Consider the following 516-nt stretch of genomic DNA (forward strand, 5'->3'; position numbering starts at 1 on the left):
ATCCGCATCCACCCGAGCACGTGCCCGCGCTGGGGATGGCCGGCACCATCGGCGCCGTCGTGCTGGCCCAGCTCGTCGTGCTCGTGCTCGGGTGGATGCGGATGGCGCGCCTGTTCGCGCTGGTGGCGCTGCTGCGCTGATCCACGCGGGCGGCGCGGATCGGCTACCATGAACGCTTCGATTGCCGCCCGAAGGAACCTGCCATGACCCGCCTGCCCACCTATTTCGTCTCGCACGGAGGCGGCCCGTGGCCGTGGATGAAGGACCAGTACGGTCCCACGTATGCCGAGCTGGAAGCGTCGCTGGTCGACATCAAGCGGCAGATCGGCGTGCGTCCGAAGGCCGTGCTCGTCGTGACGAGCCACTGGGAGACGGACGACTTCACGGTATCGTCCGGCACGGCCCCCGGCATGATCTACGACTACGGCGGTTTCCCGCCGCACACGTACCAGATCCGCTATCCGGCGCCGGGCGAACCGCAGCTGGCAGCGCGCGTCGCGCAACTGCTGAACGATG

The 516-nt window shown here is 68.6% G+C and carries 1 protein-coding gene; it reads left to right on the forward strand.

Going from position 1 to position 516, the window contains the following annotated elements; all coding sequences use genetic code 11:
• Positions 1-203: 203 nt before the first annotated feature.
• Positions 204-516, forward strand: a 313-nt coding sequence (locus ACEN88_RS33985) for a DODA-type extradiol aromatic ring-opening family dioxygenase (RefSeq protein WP_413346773.1), incomplete at its 3' end; no start/stop codon positions are given.

This window comes from Massilia sp. CT11-108, from assembly GCF_047302915.1.
Classification (GTDB): Bacteria; Pseudomonadota; Gammaproteobacteria; order Burkholderiales; family Burkholderiaceae_D; genus Telluria; species Telluria orientalis.